Source organism: Novosphingobium sp. ERW19, from assembly GCF_012641315.1.
Taxonomy (GTDB): domain Bacteria; phylum Pseudomonadota; class Alphaproteobacteria; order Sphingomonadales; family Sphingomonadaceae; genus Novosphingobium.
Map to the genome: position 1 here is coordinate 306,740 of NZ_JABAIC010000002.1, position 16,694 is coordinate 323,433.

Below are 16,694 nucleotides of genomic sequence, written 5' to 3' on the forward strand. Positions count from 1 at the left end.
CCCGGACGGTCAGCTTGCGATCGGCAACCTGACCGTTCCGTCCTCGTCCCGCTCCAGCGGAGAATAGGCGACGACCGCGTTCAACGGCAGATCGGCGTAGATGTGCGGGAACAACTGGCCGCCGCGTGACGGCTCCCACTTTACCGCAGCGCCAAGCGCGGCGAGATCGACGGCGGCGACGTGGAGATCGTCTTGCCCGGCGAAGTGCTTCTCGACCGTCTCGGTCAACTGCGCCTCGGTCGACAGATGGATGTAGCCATCCGCCAGATCGACCGGAGCGCCCTTGAACACGCCATCCGCCTCGAGCTGCGCCATCTGCGGACCGGTCAGGACCTTGTAGGCGAGGAGGGGGAGGTCAGTCATTCGGCAGTGCCGCCTTCCGGTGCCGCGGGTGCTGCGCTTTCATCGCCGTTGCTGGCCTCGGTCGCCTCGGCATCGTCGCCTTCGCCCTCGGCAAGGCGGACAGCACTGACAACGTGCTCGTCACCCGAGACGTTGAACAGGCGCACGCCTGCCGAGCCGCGACCGATCACACGCAGGGAATCGAGTGGCAGGCGGATGAGCTTGGCCTGATCGGTGACGAGCATGAGCTGGTCGGCTTGGCTGGCCGGGAAGCTGGCGACGACCGGGCCGTTGCGGCCAATGTTGTCGATATTGGTGATGCCCTGACCGCCACGGCCGGTGCGGCGGTACTCGTAAGCCGAGGACATCTTGCCGTAGCCGTTCGCACAGACGGTGAGGATGAACTGCTCGCGTGCCTGAAGTTCGGCGTAGCGCTCGGCCGACAGGGCCGGTTCGCCTTCCTTCTCGCCCTTCCAAGGTGCGAAGCGGACGTAGTCCTCGCGCTCGTCAGGCGTGGTGCCGACGCGGTGCAGGATCGAGAGCGAGATGACTTCGTCGTCGCCCTTGAGCGTCATGCCGCGAACACCGGTCGAGGTGCGGCTGGTGAATTCGCGGACCTCATCGCCAGCAAAGCGGATGGCCTTGCCCGAACGGGTGGCGAGCAGGACGTCGTCGCTGGCTTCGAGCAGGGCAACGCCGATCAGGCGGTCTTCGCTGTCCTCTTCGAATTTCATCGCGAACTTGCCGTTGGACGGGATGTTGGCGAAAGCGTCCATCGAGTTGCGGCGGACGTTGCCCTTCGCCGTGGCGAAGACGACCGAGAGCTTGCCCCATTCTGCCTCGTCCTCGGGCAGGGGCAGCACGGTGGCGATGGTCTCGTCCTTGTCGAGCGCCGGGAGCATGTTGATGACCGGACGGCCGCGCGTGGTCGGCCCGCCTTCGGGAAGACGCCAGACCTTGAGGCGATAGACCTTCCCTGCGGTCGAGAAGAACAGCACCGGCGTATGAGTGCTGGTGACGAACATCGTCGCCACGGCATCCTCGTCCTTCGTCGCCATGCCGGAGCGGCCCTTGCCGCCACGGTTCTGGGCGCGGAAGGTGGAGAGCGGGGTGCGCTTGATATAGCCGTCGAGGGTGATGGTGACGACCATGTCCTCGCGCTCGATCAGGTCCTCGTCCTCGATCCCGTCGGCAGGCGCGGTCAATTCCGAGCGGCGCGGCGTGGCGAAGGCCTGGCGGACTTCGAGCAGTTCCTGGCGCATGACGCCGTAGAGCTTCACGCGGTCTGCCAGGATCGAGAGGTATTCCGCGATGGCGGTGGCGAGGCCTTCGAGCTCCTCGCCGATCTCGTCACGGCCCAGCGCGGTGAGGCGGTGGAGCCGCAGGTCGAGAATAGCGCGGACCTGGATTTCGGACAGGCGATAAGTGGCGGCATCGGCGACGCCAGCGTCCTCGATTGCCTCGACCAGCTTGATGTAGGGCGCGATCTCACCCATCGGCCATTCGCGGGCGAGCAGGGTCTCGCGCGCGGTGGCGGGGTTGGGCGAACCGCGGATGATGCGCACGACTTCATCGAGGTTGGTGACGGCAATGACGAGGCCGAGCAGGATATGCGCCCGGTCACGCGCCTTGTTCAGCTCGAACTTGGTGCGGCGGGTGATGACCTCCTCGCGGAAGCGGACGAATGCCTCGATGATGTCCTTGAGGTTGAGCACTTCCGGGCGGCCGCCACGGATGGCCAGCATGTTGGCCGGGAAGCTCGATTGCGCAGGGGTGTTGCGCCAGATCTGGTTGAGGACGACTTCGGGCGTGGCATCGCGCTTGAGATCGATGACGACGCGCACGCCTTCGCGGTTGGATTCGTCGCGAATGTCGGAGATGCCCTCGATCCGCTTGTCCTTGGCGGCTTCGGCGATCTTTTCAACGAGACCCGACTTGCCGACCTGATAGGGGATGGAGGTGAGGACGATGGAGCGGCGGTCTCCGCGGCCTTCCTCGATCTGGTGGCGGGCGCGCATGATGATCGAGCCGCGGCCTTCGTGGTAGGCCTTGCGGGCGCCAGCGGTGCCGAGGATCAGCGGGGCAGTGGGGAAATCGGGGCCGGGGATGATCTGGATCAGCTCGTCGATCGAGATCAGCGGGTTGTCCATGTAGGCAAGGCAGCCGTCGATCACTTCGCCGAGGTTGTGCGGCGGAATGTTCGTGGCCATGCCGACGGCAATGCCGCCTGCGCCGTTGACCAGCAGGTTGGGGAAGCGCGCGGGCAGGACCTGCGGTTCATGCTCCGAACCATCGTAGTTCGGGATGAAGTCGACGGTGTCCTTGTCAATATCGGCGAGCAGCGAATCCGCGACCTTGGCAAGGCGCGCTTCGGTGTAGCGCATCGAGGCCGGCGGATCGGGGTCCATCGAGCCGAAGTTGCCCTGACCGTCGATCAGCGGAAGGCGCATCGACCAGTCCTGCGTCATGCGCGCAAGGGCGTCATAGATCGCGGCGTCACCGTGCGGGTGATATTTGCCCATGCAATCGCCGACGATACGGGCGGACTTGCGATAGGCCTTGGTCGAGACGAAGCCGTTTTCATGGCTGGTCCACAGGATGCGACGATGGACCGGCTTCAGGCCGTCGCGCACATCGGGCAGCGCGCGGCTGACGATCACGCTCATCGCGTAATCGAGATAGCTGGTCTTCATTTCGTCGACGATGTCGATCCGCTGGAACTCGCCTTCCGGGGCGGGGACTGGGGGGTCGATGATCGTGGTGTCGTCGCTCACGGGAACTGCTTTTCGTTATAGCTACAAGGGATGAAAGATGGCCCTAGGCCAATTGCCGCACGATAGCCAGCAATCGGGCCGCCGTGGCCCCCAAACCGCTCCGGTTTTCCACACCTGCGACCAGATGCATGAATATTGGGACGAGGCGCCATTCAAATGGCGTTCACCGTGAAAAGGATAGTGCGCAAACCGTTGCCAAGGGCCCAATTCCGCGCCACTAGCGGGATCGACCAGAGGTGAGAGGACACCGGGGTGCGAAGGTGTCGGGGCAGGGTCGCTCCCGCTGATGCATCCGGTCGAACAGGAGACGATTTCTATGCGTGCTACTTTCGGACTGATTGGCAAGACGGCGATGGCCCTCGCGCTTTCGGCCGGCGCACTGTCGGTCACGTCGACCGCGGCATTCGCCAAGGAAAAGGAAGCCAAGGCCGAGAAGGCCAGCTATTCCAAGGAATTCGTGGCTGCTGCCGGCCCGATCCAGAAGACCGTGACCGCACTTGACGAAGCCAAGAAGAAGGGCGCTGATGCCGCTGCGCAGAAGGCGCTGCTGGCCAACGCTCCGGCTGAACTCGCTGCGGCTGAGGCTGCGATCAAGACCCCGCTCGACCGCATGGCGGCTGGGGGCTGGGCCGTCAGCATCGGCGGTACGCTGAATGACATCGCAATGCGCCAGCGCGGCATCCAGAACATGCTCGACAGCGGGCAGGTTCCGGCTGCGAACGTGACCGAGTACCAGTTCTACCTCGGCAACTTCGCCTACTCGAACAAGGACTACGCCACCGCCGTCAAGGCGCTGACCCCGGTCGTTCAGGCGAACTACAAGGACGACACCGCGGCAGAGCTGCTGGCAGACTCGTACTCGCAGCAGGGCCAGAATGCCGAGGCGCTGACCGCGCTGAAGATGGCGGTCGATGCGCGCAAGGCTGCCGGTGCCGAAGTGCCGGAAGGCTGGTTCAAGCGCGCCAACCTGATTGCCTACAAGAACAAGCTCGGGCCGCAGGCGATCGAATGGTCGACGCTGATGGTGGAAAACAACCCGACCCCGCTGAACTGGCTCGGCGCCGGCCAGCTGGTGCGCGAGTTCAGCCAGTTCACCAACCAGGAATCGCTGGACCTTGGCCGTCTGCTGATGCGTTCGGGCGGGTTCCAGAACGATCCGAAGTACGTCGAGCGTGAATACGTCGAGTACATCGAAGCGGCCGACCCGCGCCGCCTGCCGGGCGAAGTGCTGAAGGTTGCCAACATGGGCGTGCAGGCTGGCGTGCTGAAGGCCGCCGATCCGTTCGTTGCCGATGCGATGGGCCAGGCCAAGGGCCGCATTGCTGCCGACAAGGCCTCGCTCCCGGCGCTCGACAAGGAAGCGCGCGCTGCCAAGGATGGCAAGAGCCCGATGGCCATGGCTGACGCCTATCTTTCGTATGACGAAGCCGCCAAGGCGGAAGAGTTCTACAAGATGGCGATCGAGAAGGGCGGCATCGACAAGGACCGCGCGCTGACTCGCCTCGGTATCGCGCAGCTCGACCAGGACAAGTTCGCCGACGCCAAGGCGACCTTCGCTCAGGTCGGCGGTGCCCGTGCGACGCTCGGCCGCCTGTGGCTGGCTTTCGCCAACACCCAGGCCAAGTAAGCCTGAGGCTTTCTGCAAACGAAAAGGGCGGCCTTCGCAGGCCGCCCTTTTTTGCTTCTGCTGTGGTTGCCCCGATCAGTTGACCGGAGCAAATTCTCCGCTGGGTTCGTCCAGCACGTGCAGCACGCCGTCTGAAATGGCGAAGAATGCACCACGCAGCTTGAGCTCGCCGCTCGCCTCCTTGCGGCGGACGCATGGGAACGTGCGCAGGTTGGCAAGGCTGGCGCGAACGCCTGCCTGCTCCATTGCGCGCTCGGCTTCATGTCCTTCGGTCCCGAAGTGGGAGACGACGTCCTCTCGCGCATCATCGAGCAGCGAAATCCAGTCTGCCACGAAGCCGCCTTCACCGGGTTCGGTGCCCTTGAGGCTTTGCGTCAGGGCGGCCTTGCAGCCGCCGCACATGCCGTGGCCCATGACCACGACTTCCTTGACCTTCAGTACCTGGATCGCAAATTCGAGCGCCGCCGAGACGCCGTGATGGCCGGGATTGGTTTCGAACGGTGGCACCATGGCCGCGACGTTGCGCACCACGAAGATTTCGCCCGGATCGACATCGAAGATCTGCGCCGGGTCGACCCGGCTATCGGAGCAGGCAATGATCATCACCTGCGGTTCCTGGCCTTCGCGCAATTCGCGCCAGCGCTCCAGCTTCGGAGTCCAGCCGCTTTCGCGGAAGCGGCGATAGCCTGCGATGAGGCGGTCGAGTTCGGGGGAAGCCTGGGTCATGGCCTGTGCTAATGACCACATAGATTGGGTCTTTCAAGTGCTGGCGTAACGGCCTATCTGGGCGGCATGACCGAACCGGCCCAGAACCTCCGCCCCGAACGTCAGCGCAAGCCCGACTGGATCCGCGTCAAGGCTCCGACCAGCAAGGGCTATGGCGAGACCCGCGCCCTGATGCGCGAGCTTGGCCTTAACACCGTGTGCGAGGAAGCGGCCTGCCCGAATATCGGCGAATGCTGGACCAAGAAGCATGCCACGGTGATGATTCTCGGCGAGGTCTGCACCCGCGCCTGTGCGTTCTGCAACGTGAAGACCGGAATGCCCCGCGCAGTCGATCCGCTGGAGCCGATGAACGTGGCGACGGCAGCAGCGAAGATGGGCCTGGAGCACATCGTCATCACCTCGGTCGACCGTGACGACCTGCCGGACGGCGGCGCCAGCCACTTCGTCAAGGTCATCAAGGCTCTGCGCGAACTGACGCCCAATACCACGATCGAGATTCTGACGCCTGACTTCCGCAACAAGATGGAAGCCGCCGTCGAATCGATCGTCGATGCAGGGCCGGACGTCTACAACCACAATCTCGAAACGGTGCCGCGTCTCTATCCGACGATCCGCCCCGGCGCGCGCTACTATGCTTCGCTGCGCCTGCTCGAACAGGTCAAGCGCCACGATCCGCGCATCTTTACCAAGTCGGGCATCATGCTTGGCCTTGGCGAAGAGCGCCTCGAGGTTCACCAGGTCATGGACGACATGCGCTCGGCGCAGATCGACTTCCTGACCATGGGGCAGTATCTGCAGCCGACGCCGAAGCACGCCAAGGTGATCGACTTCGTGACGCCCAAGGCGTTCGAAGCCTATGGCTCGATCGCGCGCGCAAAGGGCTTTCTGCAGGTGGCGGCGAGCCCGTTGACCCGATCCAGCTATCACGCCGGTGACGATTTCCGGGCCATGCGCGCCGCGCGCGACGCCCAGTTGGCAAAGGCCGCTGCCAAGGTCGGACTGTAGGCCCGACTTGCCGAGGATAACCGAAACCCGCACGCTGCAATGGTCGGCCGAACAAATGTTCGACCTTGTGGCCGACGTGCGCCGTTATGCTGAGTTCCTGCCGTGGGTGGTGGCCACCCGGATCAAGTCCGACAGTGAAAGCGAGATGATCGCCGACATGCTCGTCGGCTTCAGCGCGCTGCGCGAGAAGTTCACCTCGCGCGTGGTCAAGGACCGGCCACGGTCGATCAAGGTCGAATATATCGACGGTCCGCTCAAGCGGCTCGAGAACGACTGGACCTTTCGGGATGGACCCGACGGCGGCTGCGTGATCGACTTCTGCGTCGATTTCACTTTCCGCAGTGCGATCTTCGAAAAGCTTGCCGGCCAGTATCTCGACGCGGCATTCCGCAAGATGGTCGCCGCGTTCGAGAAGAGGGCCGAGCAGCTTTACGGCAGCAAGAGCTCCAGCGCGGTCAGCGTCGCCTGAAAGCGCACTTCGGCGCGGGTGCTGGCGCTGTCGAACAGCTTGAGCTCTGCGTTGGTTGCTTCGGGGTCCTCGCCGCGCTTGGCGCAGGCAAAGACGACGGTGCCGACTGGCTTCTGTTCCGAACCACCATCCGGCCCGGCCACGCCCGTGATGGCCACGGCGACATCGGCCCCGGACTTCTTGAGCGCCCCTTGCGCCATCGACCACGCGACGGCGATCGAAACTGCACCGAAGGTATCGATAAGATCTTCCGAGACGCCGAGAAGCTGGTTCTTGGCCTCGTTTGAATAGGTCACGAAGCCGCGATCGAGCACGGCGGAGCTGCCGGGGACTTCGGTAAGGGCCGCAGCGACAAGCCCGCCGGTGCAGCTTTCGGCTACCGCGACCTTGCGACCGAGGGCGGCATTCTCGGCAATCACGCGACGTGCAAGATCGCCAATCTCTTCAGGAAGCAGGCTTTCCATCGGCATTGATCAGGCCGCCGGCTTGCAGATCGGGAACGACGAGGCTTTGCCGGGCTTCGGCTTGTCGGCCATGACCAAGATGAAAGTCACCAGCTCTGCGGTGTTTTCCGGCGGAAGGGGCGCAAGAATGCGCACGCCGCGTTCGATCGCAGTGCACTGGTCAGGCTTGATCTCGCCGCTGACCATTTCGCTGACCATGGCCTCGACAAACGGCTGTACGGCGTTGTCCGGCAGGTTCTGCATCATGTCTGCCATCTTGGCGTCCTTCGAACCGCCAAGCTTGAGGAATGCGGATTTGGCGAGCGGCCAGTTCTGGTCCTTGCGCGCGGCATAGCGGTTCAGGAACTCGGTGCCGCGAGTGGCGAAGTAGCCGTTCGCGGACAAGTGCGGCTTGCAGCCCTTCATCGTGCCGTCGATGACCGAGGGCAGGGCGTAGCCGACCAGCGCGGTCACTTCGTTTTCACTGAGGCAGGGTGCCGTCGCAGTTGCCGCCTGGGCCATCTGGGCCTGCATGAGCGCTGCACCTGCAAGCGCGCCGAAAAGAACACGGGAAGAGACCATAACGTCTTTGCTCCTGCGGATCAGCGGGGGACGACCGTCGCCACCGCTTGTGCCGCGATACCTTCGCCCCGGCCGGTAAGGCCAAGGCGTTCCGTAGTCGTCGCCTTGACCGAGACGGCACCTGAGTCAATCCCGAGAATCCGGGCAAGGGCCTCGCGCATCGCGAACTTGTGCGGGCCAATCTTCGGGGCCTCGCAGATAATGGTGACATCCACGTTGCTGATCTCGTACCCGCCTTCCCGGACGAGATGTGCAGCGTGGGCGAGGAAGCGGTCGGACGATGCGCCCTTCCACTGCGGATCGGATGGCGGGAAGTGATCGCCGATATCGCCCATGGCGACGGCACCAAGCAGCGCATCGACCAGCGCGTGGATCGCAACGTCGGCGTCGGAATGGCCCGACAGACCCTTGCTGTGCGAGACCTTCACGCCGCACAGCCAGAGTTCCTCGCCCTCGACAAGGCGGTGCACGTCAAAGCCCATGCCGGTGCGGGGCAATCGGGTCATGTCCTGTTCCTCGAGGTCGGCGGCAAAAGTGATCTTGCGCAGCACTTCATCGCCATTGGCAAGAAGCACATTAATGCCCGCTGAGGCAGCGACCTGGGCATCGTCGCCCGCGTCGGGTTCTCCCGTCCACGCGCGGTGCGCGGCGAGGATTGCGGCGTAGTCGAAGGCTTGCGGGGTCTGGACGCGGAACAGCTCCTCGCGGTTGACCTTTTCGGCCATTGCGTCATCGATTCCGCGGATCATGCTGTCGACGACCGGGAGCACCGGGATTGCCGCGAGGCCGCGGTCGAGAGCGCCGAGCAGTGAAGCGATCACGGCCTGTGGCAGCGCGGGGCGGGCCGCGTCGTGGATCAGCACACGCGCAGGCGCGTCTTGCTCCAGCGCTTCCAGGGCGAGGCGGACGGAGTGCTGCCGCGTTGCGCCGCCGTGGGTAAACCGGATGCCGGGCAGGCCCGACAGCGCCTGCGCGGCCTCGGCCTCGAACCCCTGCGGGATAGCCACGACAACAGGGGCAATGCCGGCCTCGACCAGTGCCTCGACCGAATGGCGCACGAGCGGCTTGCCGCGCCAAGCGACGAACTGCTTGGGCACGCTGCCACCGGTGCGCAGCCCCTTGCCTGCGGCCACGACGACGGCGGCCACCGGCCCGGTGCGGGAGGGAAGGGGATCGCTCATTCGCGGCGCCTCTACCAGCGCTTGGGGGCCATGAGCAACCGTCTTGCCGTTTCACCTGTAATCGACTAAGCGCCTGCCTGTTTTTTAGGCAGATTTGATCCCGATGTCCGAAGCTCCCGTTCCGCCCGTGCTCAAGCCCATTCAGGTCGGCCCTGTCACGGTCGATTGCCCGGTCGTGCTTGCGCCGATGACCGGCGTTTCGGACCTGCCGTTCCGCACGATCGTGCGCCGCTTCGGCTCGGGCCTCAACGTGACCGAGATGATCGCCAGCCCGGCTGCCATCCGCGAGACGCGCCAGTCGATCCAGAAAGCGGCGTGGCACCCGATGGAGGAGCCGGTCTCGATGCAGCTGGTCGGCTGCGATCCGGCGCAGATGGCCGAGGCAGCCAAGCTGGTCGAGCAGCAGGGCGCGGCGATAATCGACATCAACATGGGCTGCCCGGTGCGCAAGGTGGTAAACGGCGATGCCGGTTCTGCCCTGATGCGCGACATTCCGCTCGCCACGCGCCTGATCGAGGCGACGGTCAAGGCGGTTAAGGTGCCGGTCACCGTGAAGATGCGCATGGGTTGGTGCCATGACAGCCTCAACGCGCCCGAACTCGCGCGGATTGCCGAAGATATCGGTGCCAAGATGATCACGGTCCATGGCCGCACGCGCAACCAGATGTACAAGGGCAATGCCGACTGGGGCTTCGTGCGCAGCGTGAAGAACGCGGTATCGATTCCGGTCATCGTCAATGGCGATATCTGCGCGATCGAGGACGTTGCCGCCGCTGTCGAACAGAGCGGTGCCGATGGCGTGATGATCGGTCGTGGCTCCTATGGGCGGCCGTGGCTGCTCGGCCAGGTCATGCATTGGCTGGACACGGGTGAGCGCCTGGCCGATCCGACCTTGCCCGAACAGTACGCGCTGATCGTCGAGCACTACGAGGCGATGCAGGAGCATTACGGCACAGTCACCGGGGTCAACATGGCCCGCAAGCATATCGGGTGGTACACCAAGGGCCTCCACGGTTCGGCCGATTTCCGCAACAAGGTCAACTTCATCGACGACCCCAAGGCGGTGCTCGCCAACCTTGCCGATTTCTACAAGCGCGCGATCGAGCACAGCCTCTCGGCGCAAGTGGGGCAGCGTGCGGCGGCATGAGCTTGCTGCCCGACTGGCGCAGGACCGAGCCCGGGCAGAAGCCGGATCCCAAGCGCGTCGTCGCCAGCCTGCCGCTGGCGCTGCTGCAGCTTGATCCGGAACTGGTGGTGGCCTCGGTCAACCCGGCGGCCGAGCAGTTGATGGGCCAGAGCTATAGGCGGCTGGTGGGCAAGTCCGTGGCTGAACTGTTCGAGTTCGAGGAACCGCTGATCCTCGGGCGACTGGCAGATGGCGAGGCGAACCTGTTCGCGCGCGGAGTAGGCGTGCGGATCATGGGGCAACCGGTCCGGACGTTCGACGTGATGACAAGCCCGGTAACCCACTGCCCGGGCTGGCAATTGCTGATGCTGCACGAAGGCGTGGGCGTCGAGGCGCTGACCGGCGACGGGCGAGGGGCTGGCGGTGGCGAGGGCGTTGCCCTGCGCGCGCCCGAGGTGCTGGCGCACGAGATCAAGAACCCGCTGGCCGGCATCCGTGGCGCTGCGCAACTGCTCGACCGCAAGCTGAGCGAGCGGGACCGGGCAATGACCGGGCTGATCACGGCCGAGGTCGACCGTATCGCCAAGCTGATCGACCAGATGCAGTCGCTCTCCCGCCGCAGTGCCGAGCCGGCGCAGGAGTGCAACCTGCATGAGGCCGTGCGCCGCGCCGAGGCGGTGCTGGTTGCGGGGCACCCCTCGAACGTGGTGATCGAAGAGGAGTTCGACCCTTCGCTGCCGCCGGTGACAGCCAATGCGGATTCGCTGGTGCAGGTCCTGCTCAACCTGCTGAGCAATGCGCGCGAAGCCTGCCAGCACCAGATGCAGCCACGCATCTCGGTTCGGACCCGTTTTGCCAGCGGCATTCAGCTGCATGTCGGTCCGGGCGGAAAGCCATTGCGCCTGCCGATCGAACTGCGTGTGTCCGACAATGGTCCGGGCATCGACCCCAAGCTGCGCGATCACATCTTCGAGCCGTTCGTGACCGGCAAGAAGAGCGGGCAGGGCCTTGGCCTTGCGCTGGTACAGAAGCTGGTGCGCGAGATGAACGGGCGCATCACGCATGACCGGGACGAGGCCAATGGCCTGACCCATTTCCGTATACACCTCCCCGTTGCCGGATCGGTGCCCTGATGACCAAGCGCGTTCTTCTGGTCGAGGACGATGCTTCGATCGCCCTCGTCATCACTGCCGCCCTTGAAGCCGAAGGCTTCGACGTGGATCACTGCGATTCGGTGGCCGGGCGAGACCGGCATCTTGCGGGCGCCGACTACCGCCTGTTGCTGACCGACGTGATGCTGACCGACGGCGACGGGATCGAGACGCTGGGATCGGTACGCGATGCACATCCCTCGATGCCGATCATCATTCTTTCGGCGCAGAACACGCTGGATACGGCCGTACGTGCCAGCGAGACCGGGGCGTTCGAATACTTCCCCAAGCCCTTCGACCTCGAGGAACTTGTCCGCACGGTCACGCAGGCCATCGGCAAGGCCGAGGCCGCCGAGATCGACGTGCCGCAGGACGTGACGCAGGGGCTGCCGCTGGTTGGCCGCAGCGCTGCAATGCAGGCGGTCTACCGCATGATCACGCGCGTCCTGCGCAACGATCTGACAGTGCTGATCCTGGGCGAATCCGGCACCGGCAAGGAGCTGGTGGCAGAAGCGATCCACCAGCTCGGCAACCGCCGGGCAGGACCGTTCATCGCCGTCAATACTGCTGCCATCCCCGCCGAGCTTATCGAGAGCGAGCTGTTCGGCCACGAGAAGGGCGCGTTCACCGGCGCCGTCGCGCGTTCGATCGGCAAGTTCGAACAGGCGAGCGGCGGCACCTTGTTCCTCGACGAAATCGGCGACATGCCCATGCAGGCCCAGACGCGCCTGCTGCGCGCGTTGCAGTCGGGACGGATCCGGCGCGTTGGCGGGCGTGACGAGATCACGCTGGATTGCCGGATCGTCGCCGCCACGAACCGCGATCTCCTGCCGATGATCGCCGCAGGCACGTTCCGCGAAGACCTTTATTATCGCCTGGCCGTGGTGCCGATCGAGCTGCCCCCCTTGCGCGAGCGGGCAGACGACATCGAGGCGCTGGCCCGCCATTTTCTGGCCAATGCCGCCGCCGAAGGCTTGCCACGCCGCCAATTGACCCAGTCCGGCGCCGAGCTGCTTTCGCGCCAGCCGTGGCGGGGCAACGTGCGCGAACTGCGCAATTTCATCTACCGGCTCGCCCTGCTCGCCCGCGACGAGATCATCGACGCCACGGCGATCGAACCCCTGCTGGTCCACGCGGAAGGCGGCTCTGCAACCCAGGAGCTGCAGGACACGACCGGCTCTGCACCAGGTGACCTCGCCTCTGCCGTCGAGCACTGGCTTTCGAGCAACAGCCCGGCACCGGGAGACGTCTATGACGCAGCGCTTGCAGCGTTCGAACGCCCCCTGTTCTCGGCGATCCTCAGCCAGACTGGTGGCAACCAGCTGCGCGCCGCACAGATCCTCGGCATAAATCGCAATACGTTGCGAAAGCGGCTTTCGGAGCTGGCCATCACCGCAGAGGACTTTGCCCTACGTGACTGACGGTAGGTGACGCTTGTCGCCTGCGGCCAGACACTCGTCGGTTTCCTCTTGCATTTCTGCAACAGTGGTGTTGTGACCATGCAACGATGACGCAGGAGCCAAGAGTCACGGTCCGCAGGATGCCGCGTTGGGTTCGGCGAATGGCCGTCGGCCTGCGTCGGGCAAACGTGTTCTTCCTGCTCGAAGTTGCCGCCTCTACGGTCCTGGCGTTGATGCTGGCGGTTAGCTGGCTGACAGTCACCAGCAGCGGCAGCGAAGGCCAGATCCTGCCTTCGCGCCTCACATCGAGTCTGCTGATCGGAACGCTTGTTCCGGCCATGGCCCTGCAGATCCTGTGGGGCCGACGGCTTGCGATCAGACGCGCAGCACAAAGCGTGCTCGGCTCGAGCGGACGCTTGCACGTCCGGCTGGTCTGGTTGTTCTCGTTGATCGCGGCAATTCCCACTCTGCTGGTCGTGATCTTTGCCTCGTTCCTGTTCCAGTCCGGCGTGGAATTCTGGTTCTCGGACAATTCCCGCGGCATGCTGGAAAATGCGAACAAGCTGGCGCGGGGGTATTACGAGGACAAGCTGCGCGACGTCGGCAACGAGACGGTCACCATGGCCGGGGACATCCGTGACTACCTGGACCAGGCGCCGATCACCTCGACCGAATTTGCCGAAGGCTACTCCTTTCAGGTTCTCAGCCGCCAGCTCAACGAATCCGCCATTCTCGAACGCGCAGGCGACGGCACGCTTCGCACGGCCGCGATTGTCGATCCCGAAAAGACCGACCGCCAGCAGCGCGTCACGCAGGCAGACCTGAAACGGCTCGATGCCGGCGAGGCAGTGGTCGTGCGCGCATCGGCAGAACGGATCGAAGCGGTAACGCCCATCGACAAGGGCCGAGGCATCTATCTCTTCGCCGCGCGGACTTCGAACGCGCTTGCGCTTCAGCAATGGGAGCGAGCGCAGACCGTGCTCAAATCCTATGACATGCTGACGACCCGGGCGAGGGCGCTGCAATTGCGCTTCAATCTCGCCCTGTTCGGCGTCAGCCTCGCGCTGGTTGGCGTAGCCGTCTGGGCGGCCTTGCGCTTTGCCGACAGGCAGGTGGCGCCACTCGCCGAACTCGTATCCGCCGCCCGCACGATCGGCAGCGGAAACTTTTCGATGCGCGTGGCCCAGAACAGCGGGACCGACGAGGTTGGCCTTCTGGCGCGTGCGTTCAACCGCATGACCCAGCAGCTCGAAGGTCAGACCCAGGCACTCGTTACCGCAAACGCGCAGCTCGAGGTGCGCCGCGCGTTCATCGAGGCGGTTCTGGAATCGATCACCGCGGGCATCGTGTCGATCGGGCGGGATGGCGCAGTTCAGTTGATCAACTCGTCCGCACAGCGCGTGCTTCTTGCAGACGCGGCGCATAACCCCATCGGCCGCCCTCTCGCGGATGTTTCGCCGGTTTTCGCGCAGCTGGTGACCTCGGGTCAGCCCAACAACGTCATCCAGTATCCGCTCGGCGGTGATCTGCGCACGCTGGCGGTGCGCGTCGTGCAGGACAGCAACGGCCATGTCATCACGTTCGAGGACATTACCCGGCAACTGCTCGACCAGCGCCGCGCCGCATGGTCGGACGTTGCCCGCAGAATTGCGCACGAGATCAAGAACCCGCTGACCCCGATCCAGCTGGCCACCGAACGGCTGCGTCGCCGCTATGGCCGCCAGATCGAGAACGATCCCGAACTGTTCGAGGAACTGACCAGCACCATCATCAGGCAGGTGGGCGATTTGCGGAAGATGGTGGACGAGTTTTCTTCATTTGCCCGGCTTCCCAAGCCGGTTTTCCGTGCCGAGGACGCCAGCGATCTCGTTCGGCAATCGCTATTCCTGCAGGAAGTGGCGCATACGGGAATCGACTTCAGCTTTGCCTGCGATGCTGCATCCATGCCCTTGCAGTGCGACCGCCATCAGTTCGGCCAGGTGATGACCAATGTGCTGAAGAACGCGGTCGAAGCTATTGAAACGCGGGCAAAGGGCGAGGAAGTCGACTATCGCGGGCGCATTGCGGTAACCTTGGCGGGAGACCACGACACGGTCACGGTAAGCGTCACCGACAATGGCATCGGTCTGCCGGCTGAGCGCGAGCGCATTCTCGAACCCTACATGACCACGCGGGAAAAGGGCACGGGCCTGGGCCTCGCCATCGTTCACAAGATCGTCGAGGAGCACGGCGGCGAGATGGCCTTCACCCCCGAACCCGGCGGAGGGACGCGCGTGACCATGCGCTTTGCCCGCGACCCGCTTTCCACTTCAAGCGCAATGGCCGAACAGGACTGACAGGACCCAAGCAATGGCACTCGATATCCTCATCGTAGACGACGAACGCGACATCCGCGAACTGGTCGCAGGCGTTCTCTCCGACGAAGGCTATGGCTGCCGGCTTGCGGCTGACAGCACTTCAGCCCTCGCCGCGATCGACGAGCGCCGTCCGAGCCTCGTTTTGCTGGACGTCTGGCTCCATGGCAGCCCGATGGACGGACTGGAAGTCCTCGACGAAATCAAGAAGCGCGAGCCGGAACTGCCGGTGATCATCTTCTCGGGCCACGGCAACATCGACACCGCGGTTTCCGCGATCAGCCGCGGGGCCATGGATTTTCTCGAAAAGCCCTTTGAGGCAGAGCGTCTGTTGCTGCTGGTGGAACGGGCGACCGAGACCGAGCGCCTGCGCCGCGAGAATGCCCGCCTGCGCCAGGGATTTGCCATGGCCGAGGAGTTCACCGGCAACAGCTCGGCGATCAACCAGGTCCGCGCGACGCTCAAACGCGTGGCCAATACCGGCAGCCGCCTGCTGATCACTGGCCCGGCCGGTTCCGGCAAGGAAGTTGCGGCGCGCCTGCTTCATTCATGGAGCCCGCGCGCGCAGAGCCCGTTCATCACGGTAAATTCAGCCCGCATCACGCCCGAGCGCTTCGAACAGGAGCTGTTCGGCGAGGAGATCGACGGCAAACTGGTGAGGGCAGGGCTGCTCGAGATGGCGGACGGGGGGACGCTGTTCCTCGACGAAGTGTCCGACATGCCCGCGTCGAGCCAGGCGCGAATCCTGCGCGTGTTGACCGAGCAGTCCTTTGCCCGCGTTGGCGGCCATCGCCAGTTGCGCGTGGACGTTCGCGTGGTCTCGTCCTCGTCGCGCCCGCTGGAAAAAGAAATCGCCGAACGCCGCTTCCGTGAGGATCTCTATTACCGGCTCAACGTGGTTCCGGTGGCGATCCCGTCGCTGACTGACCGGCGCGACGATATCCCGCCGCTGGTCGATCACTTCTTTGCCCGCTACGCCAGCGAGCAGGGCGTGGCACCACCTGCGATTTCGCCCGAAGCCATGGCAGCCCTGCAGAGCTACGACTGGCCCGGCAACGTGCGCCAGTTGCGCAACGTAGTCGAGCGGACGGTGATTCTGGCGCCGCGCGACCGATTGGCGCGGATTGACTCCGACATGCTGCCGTCGGAGATCGTCAGCACTCCGATGGGCGGAGATTCCGCAGGTTCTGCCCTGATGGGCGTGCCGCTGCGCGAGGCGCGCGAGAACTTCGAGCGCGAGTATCTGAAGGTCCAGATCAGGCGGTTTTCCGGAAATATTTCAAAGACTGCAAGCTTCATCGGCATGGAACGCTCGGCCCTGCATCGAAAGCTCAAGCTGCTCGGCATGGCGGAACGGCGCGAGGATGAAGACGAGGATTGAGCGCAAAAGATATTGAATTGGCGCCTGTGAATACGCATTAATTCGGAACCCTGTGCAAATTCCCATGTTTACGGAACGTGCGGGGGGACTTAAACTCGTCAATGAACCCGGCCAGAGTGTGATCCGCACGAAG

General features: G+C 64.4%; 14 protein-coding genes. 8 read left to right on the forward strand and 6 right to left on the reverse strand.

Annotated features, from left to right (window positions below):
- Nucleotides 1-9: 9 nt before the first annotated feature.
- Nucleotides 10-363 carry a DUF952 domain-containing protein gene (locus HGI46_RS04845; protein WP_118073919.1) on the reverse strand — a complete coding sequence of 118 codons (354 nt, stop codon included), beginning with the start codon at nucleotides 361-363 and terminating at the stop codon, nucleotides 10-12.
- Complete coding sequence (gene gyrA / locus HGI46_RS04850) at nucleotides 360-3,116, reverse strand: DNA gyrase subunit A (protein WP_168903320.1); 2,757 nt, start codon at nucleotides 3,114-3,116, stop codon at nucleotides 360-362. Before gyrA ends, HGI46_RS04845 begins: the two co-directional genes overlap by 4 nt.
- Nucleotides 3,117-3,432: 316 nt before the next feature.
- Between gyrA and HGI46_RS04855 the strand changes: the two genes are divergently transcribed.
- Entirely contained in the window at nucleotides 3,433-4,743 is a 1,311-nt protein-coding gene (locus tag HGI46_RS04855) for a hypothetical protein (RefSeq protein ID WP_168903321.1), read from the forward strand.
- A gap of 75 nt (nucleotides 4,744-4,818) precedes the next feature.
- On the opposite strand, the gene HGI46_RS04860 is transcribed toward HGI46_RS04855, so the two are convergent.
- Nucleotides 4,819-5,469, reverse strand: coding sequence for a carbonic anhydrase (locus tag HGI46_RS04860; protein ID WP_168903322.1), 651 nt, complete (start codon nucleotides 5,467-5,469; stop codon nucleotides 4,819-4,821).
- Nucleotides 5,470-5,535: 66 nt separating this feature from the next.
- On the opposite strand from HGI46_RS04860, the gene lipA reads away from it, so the two are divergent.
- Together lipA and HGI46_RS04870 are read left to right on the forward strand one after the other, a co-directional pair.
- Nucleotides 5,536-6,474, forward strand: coding sequence for a lipoyl synthase (gene lipA, locus HGI46_RS04865; RefSeq protein ID WP_168903480.1), 939 nt, complete (start codon nucleotides 5,536-5,538; stop codon nucleotides 6,472-6,474).
- A 7-nt stretch (nucleotides 6,475-6,481) separates the two neighbouring features.
- A complete protein-coding gene (locus HGI46_RS04870) occupies nucleotides 6,482-6,943 on the forward strand; it encodes a type II toxin-antitoxin system RatA family toxin (RefSeq protein WP_168903323.1) in 462 nt (153 codons plus the stop codon).
- Here HGI46_RS04870 and HGI46_RS04875 read toward each other — a convergent pair.
- Genes HGI46_RS04875 through HGI46_RS04885 form a run of 3 tightly spaced genes read right to left on the reverse strand, consistent with a single transcriptional unit; the run spans nucleotide 6,904 to nucleotide 9,149 of the window.
- Nucleotides 6,904-7,407 (reverse strand): CinA family protein, encoded by a 504-nt coding sequence (locus HGI46_RS04875; protein WP_156135681.1) that lies wholly within the window; start codon nucleotides 7,405-7,407, stop codon nucleotides 6,904-6,906. The genes HGI46_RS04870 and HGI46_RS04875 overlap by 40 nt on opposite strands.
- 9 nt (nucleotides 7,408-7,416) lie before the next feature.
- Nucleotides 7,417-7,968 carry a hypothetical protein gene (locus tag HGI46_RS04880; RefSeq protein ID WP_168903324.1) on the reverse strand — a complete coding sequence of 184 codons (552 nt, stop codon included), beginning with the start codon at nucleotides 7,966-7,968 and terminating at the stop codon, nucleotides 7,417-7,419.
- 20 nt (nucleotides 7,969-7,988) lie between these two features.
- Nucleotides 7,989-9,149, reverse strand: a complete 1,161-nt coding sequence (locus HGI46_RS04885) for a bifunctional 2-C-methyl-D-erythritol 4-phosphate cytidylyltransferase/2-C-methyl-D-erythritol 2,4-cyclodiphosphate synthase (RefSeq protein WP_168903325.1) — start codon at nucleotides 9,147-9,149, stop codon at nucleotides 7,989-7,991.
- 103 nt (nucleotides 9,150-9,252) lie between these two features.
- Here HGI46_RS04885 and dusB point away from each other — a divergent pair, with 103 nt between their 5' ends.
- The 5 genes from dusB to HGI46_RS04910 all read left to right on the forward strand — a co-directional run bounded on the left by dusB (nucleotide 9,253) and on the right by HGI46_RS04910 (nucleotide 16,561).
- Nucleotides 9,253-10,296, forward strand: coding sequence for a tRNA dihydrouridine synthase DusB (gene dusB / locus HGI46_RS04890; RefSeq protein WP_168903326.1), 1,044 nt, complete (start codon nucleotides 9,253-9,255; stop codon nucleotides 10,294-10,296).
- Nucleotides 10,293-11,408: an ATP-binding protein gene (locus HGI46_RS04895; protein ID WP_168903327.1), complete on the forward strand. Its 1,116-nt coding sequence runs from the start codon at nucleotides 10,293-10,295 to the stop codon at nucleotides 11,406-11,408. The genes dusB and HGI46_RS04895 overlap by 4 nt, the downstream gene beginning before the upstream one ends.
- On the forward strand, nucleotides 11,408-12,847 hold the full coding sequence (locus HGI46_RS04900; protein WP_168903328.1) for a sigma-54 dependent transcriptional regulator: 1,440 nt from the start codon (nucleotides 11,408-11,410) through the stop codon (nucleotides 12,845-12,847). The genes HGI46_RS04895 and HGI46_RS04900 overlap by 1 nt, the downstream gene beginning before the upstream one ends.
- 140 nt (nucleotides 12,848-12,987) lie before the next feature.
- Nucleotides 12,988-15,162, forward strand: coding sequence for an ATP-binding protein (locus HGI46_RS04905; protein WP_168903329.1), 2,175 nt, complete (start codon nucleotides 12,988-12,990; stop codon nucleotides 15,160-15,162).
- Between the two features lie 13 nt (nucleotides 15,163-15,175).
- Entirely contained in the window at nucleotides 15,176-16,561 is a 1,386-nt protein-coding gene (locus HGI46_RS04910; RefSeq protein WP_168903330.1) for a sigma-54 dependent transcriptional regulator, read from the forward strand.
- Nucleotides 16,562-16,694 lie beyond the last annotated feature (133 nt).

What these genes read in the sequence shown, in the direction of transcription:
- HGI46_RS04875 (WP_156135681.1), bottom strand. Translation starts at nt 7,407, where the DNA reads ATGGAAAGCCTGCTTCCTGAAGAGATTGGCGATCTTGCACGTCGCGTG.
- HGI46_RS04905 (WP_168903329.1), top strand. Translation starts at nt 12,988, where the DNA reads ATGGCCGTCGGCCTGCGTCGGGCAAACGTGTTCTTCCTGCTCGAAGTT.
- HGI46_RS04860 (WP_168903322.1), bottom strand. Translation starts at nt 5,469, where the DNA reads ATGACCCAGGCTTCCCCCGAACTCGACCGCCTCATCGCAGGCTATCGC.
- lipA (WP_168903480.1), top strand. Translation starts at nt 5,536, where the DNA reads ATGACCGAACCGGCCCAGAACCTCCGCCCCGAACGTCAGCGCAAGCCC.
- HGI46_RS04845 (WP_118073919.1), bottom strand. Translation starts at nt 363, where the DNA reads ATGACTGACCTCCCCCTCCTCGCCTACAAGGTCCTGACCGGTCCGCAG.
- HGI46_RS04900 (WP_168903328.1), top strand. Translation starts at nt 11,408, where the DNA reads ATGACCAAGCGCGTTCTTCTGGTCGAGGACGATGCTTCGATCGCCCTC.
- HGI46_RS04885 (WP_168903325.1), bottom strand. Translation starts at nt 9,149, where the DNA reads ATGAGCGATCCCCTTCCCTCCCGCACCGGGCCGGTGGCCGCCGTCGTC.
- HGI46_RS04895 (WP_168903327.1), top strand. Translation starts at nt 10,293, where the DNA reads ATGAGCTTGCTGCCCGACTGGCGCAGGACCGAGCCCGGGCAGAAGCCG.
- HGI46_RS04910 (WP_168903330.1), top strand. Translation starts at nt 15,176, where the DNA reads ATGGCACTCGATATCCTCATCGTAGACGACGAACGCGACATCCGCGAA.
- dusB (WP_168903326.1), top strand. Translation starts at nt 9,253, where the DNA reads ATGTCCGAAGCTCCCGTTCCGCCCGTGCTCAAGCCCATTCAGGTCGGC.
- HGI46_RS04880 (WP_168903324.1), bottom strand. Translation starts at nt 7,968, where the DNA reads ATGGTCTCTTCCCGTGTTCTTTTCGGCGCGCTTGCAGGTGCAGCGCTC.
- HGI46_RS04855 (WP_168903321.1), top strand. Translation starts at nt 3,433, where the DNA reads ATGCGTGCTACTTTCGGACTGATTGGCAAGACGGCGATGGCCCTCGCG.